Annotated in this window: 3 protein-coding genes and 1 pseudogene; 2 read left to right on the top strand and 2 right to left on the bottom strand. The window is 73.5% G+C overall.

Annotated elements, in window-relative coordinates; all coding sequences use genetic code 11:
- Together PROKR_RS28525 and PROKR_RS28520 are read right to left on the bottom strand one after the other, a co-directional pair.
- On the bottom strand, positions 1-465 hold a 465-nt coding region (locus PROKR_RS28525), incomplete at its 3' end, for an FAD-binding oxidoreductase (protein WP_036970632.1).
- Complete coding sequence (locus PROKR_RS28520; protein ID WP_036970630.1) at positions 462-1,055, bottom strand: sulfite oxidase-like oxidoreductase; 594 nt, start codon at positions 1,053-1,055, stop codon at positions 462-464. The genes PROKR_RS28520 and PROKR_RS28525, both read right to left, overlap by 4 nt.
- A gap of 127 nt (positions 1,056-1,182) precedes the next feature.
- Here PROKR_RS28520 and sigJ point away from each other — a divergent pair, with 127 nt between their 5' ends.
- Positions 1,183-2,145: an RNA polymerase sigma factor SigJ gene (gene sigJ, locus PROKR_RS28515; protein ID WP_036970628.1), complete on the top strand. Its 963-nt coding sequence runs from the start codon at positions 1,183-1,185 to the stop codon at positions 2,143-2,145.
- 102 nt (positions 2,146-2,247) lie between these two features.
- Positions 2,248-2,517, top strand: a pseudogene (locus PROKR_RS36545) (oxidoreductase); the annotation flags it as partial.

The raw sequence follows: 2,517 nt of genomic DNA, 5'->3' as shown, positions 1-2,517 counted from the left end.
CCGGAAGGGCACGGTGTCGGCGGCGGCGCCGTGCGCGGCGGCCATGGCGTACAACGGCACGACGCCGGACCCGCCCGCGACGAGCTGCACCGGGCGCGTGCTCCGGCCGGGCCGCCAGACGAAGAACGCGCCCAGCGGTCCGTGCAGCTCGACCTGGTCGCCGGGCCGCAGGTCGTGCACCAGGAAGGGGGAGACCTCGCCGTCGGGCACCTCGTCGACGGCGAGGACCACCTGGCCGGCCGGCATGGCCGAGGCGACGGAGTAGGACCGGCTCGCCTGGTAGCCGTCCGGGGCGGTGAGGCGCACGTCGAGGTGCGCGCCCGCCGGGCTCTCGGGCCACGTGGGCACGTCCAGCGTGATCCGGACGGCGGACGGCGTCTCACGGCGCGTCTCGACCACGGTCCCGGTGTGCCAGGAGACGCGTGGCCTGGGCGGGCTCGCGACGTCCGCGGGTTGCGTGCTCACCAGTACCGCTCCTCCTTCCACGGGTCGCCGTAGAGGTGGTAGCCGTACTGCTCCCAGAAGCCCGGGCCGTTGTCGGGCATCATCGTCAGGCCCCGCAGCCACTTGGCGCTCTTCCAGAAGTACAGGTGCGGCACGAGCAGCCGGGCCGGGCCGCCGTGCTCGGGGTCGAGCGGCTCGCCCTCGGCCTCGGTCGCGATCCAGGCCTTGCCGTCCAGCAGGTCCTCCAGCGGCACGTTGGTCGTGTAGCCGCCGTAGGAGTGCGCCATGACGTACTCGTGCTCGGACTCGACGTTCTCGAACACCTTGTCGAGGCTGACGCCGCGCCAGGCCATGTCGAGCTTGGACCAGTGGGTCACGCAGTGGATGTCGACGGTGACGTCCTCGACCCCGAGCGCGAGCAGCTCGTCCCAGCTCCACCGGTGGTCGGCGCCCGTCTCGTCGCGGATGGTGAACTCCCAGTCCGCGGTGTCGACATGCGGGGTGGGTCCGGCGCTGAGCACCGGCCAGTCCTGGACCAGCGTCTGGCCCGGCGGGAGGCGTGGGTCCGCCTCACGTCTGCGACCGGAGAAACCACGGGTGACGAAGGACATGCGCACTCTCCTCCCGGCGACCGTGCCGGACACGGTTCGATGGTGGGTTCAGCGTAGGGCCGCGGCCGGGCGTCGGCGCGCGAACGAGCCCGTACCAGCGGGTGAGTTCGCGCAGTAGGGTCGCGCCATGACTGGTGTGCCTGGTGAGCCGCTGCGGCAGGACGAGCTGGAGCTCTTCGAGGGCCTGCGCGCGCGGCTGGAGGCCATCGCGTACCGGCTGCTCGGCTCGGCGTCGGAGGCCGAGGACGCCGCCCAGGAGACGTTCCTGCGGTGGGAGGCGGCCGACCGTGCGCAGATCCGCGTGCCGGAGGCCTGGCTGACCCGGGTGCTGACCAACCTGTGCCTCACCCAGCTGAAGTCCGCGCGCGCCCGCCGTGAGGTCTACGTGGGCGAGTGGCTGCCGGAGCCGGTGCTGGGCGGCGACCCGATGCTCGGCCCGGCCGACACGGCGGAGCAGCGGGACTCCGTGTCCACCGCGATGCTCGTGCTGATGGAGCGGCTCACGCCCACCGAGCGGGCGGTCTACGTGCTGCGCGAGGCGTTCGCGTTCTCGCACGCCGAGATCGCCGACATGCTCGACCTCACCGAGGCGGGCAGCCAGCAGGTGTTCCACCGGGCCCGGCAGCACCTCGCCGCGGAGCGCACCCGCGCCGCGGTGGACGTCGCGGCGGCCCGGCCGGTCGTCGAGGAGTTCCTCGCGGCGGCCACGAGCGGGCAGCTCGAACCCCTGGTCCGGCTGCTCACCGCCGACGTCGTGGGCGTGGGCGACGGCGGCGGCAAGGTTCCCGCCCGTGCGACGGCCGTGCTCGGGGCCCAGGCCATGGCCAAGTTCCTGCGCGGTCTGTTCCGGCCGGCGGAGGTCAAGCGCACGATGCTGGGGGGCAGCCCCGACTTCTACGCGTGGACCGCCAACGGCCTCCCGGCGCTGGTCGTCGTGGTCGGTGACCGGGTGGTCGGCGTCATGACGCTGGAGGCGACCGGGGCCGGGATCACCGCGGTGCTCAGCCAGGTGAACCCGGACAAGCTCGGCCGGGCCGAGCGGCAGTGGGCCGCCGTCGAGCACGGGGAGCCGCTGATCAAGGGCTGGTGATCCGGGGCCTGTGACCGGCGTCACAGGTGCGATCTGTCAGGGTTCGCCCTGCTGTCCCGTTCAGGAGGCACCACCGTCCCGAACGACAGGAGCTGACGGATCATGAAGCACCGCATCGTCATTCTCGGAGCCGGGTACGCCGGAGCCTCCGCCGCCGGCCGCCTGGCCCGCCGGCTGCACGGCGACGACGTCGAGCTCACCCTGGTCAACGCCGAGCCCGACTTCGTCGAGCGGGTCCGGCTGCACCAGCTCGCCGCGGGGCAGGACCTGAGGGCCCGCCCGCTCACCGACCTGCTCGCCGGCACCGGCGTGACCCTGCGGGTCGCCCGCGTGACCGCCGTCGACGTCGACCGCCGGACGGTCGCCCTCGCG

Origin of the sequence: Promicromonospora kroppenstedtii DSM 19349 (genome assembly GCF_000515355.1) — a bacterium.
GTDB lineage: Bacteria > Actinomycetota > Actinomycetes > Actinomycetales > Cellulomonadaceae > Promicromonospora > Promicromonospora kroppenstedtii.
The sequence above is the reverse complement of the archived record's forward strand: the minus strand, read 5'-3'. Positions and strand labels throughout refer to the sequence as shown.

Excerpts from the sequence above, each read along its gene's own strand:
- sigJ (WP_036970628.1), top strand. The coding sequence starts at position 1,183 with ATGACTGGTGTGCCTGGTGAGCCGCTGCGGCAGGACGAGCTGGAGCTC.
- PROKR_RS28520 (WP_036970630.1), bottom strand. The coding sequence starts at position 1,055 with ATGTCCTTCGTCACCCGTGGTTTCTCCGGTCGCAGACGTGAGGCGGAC.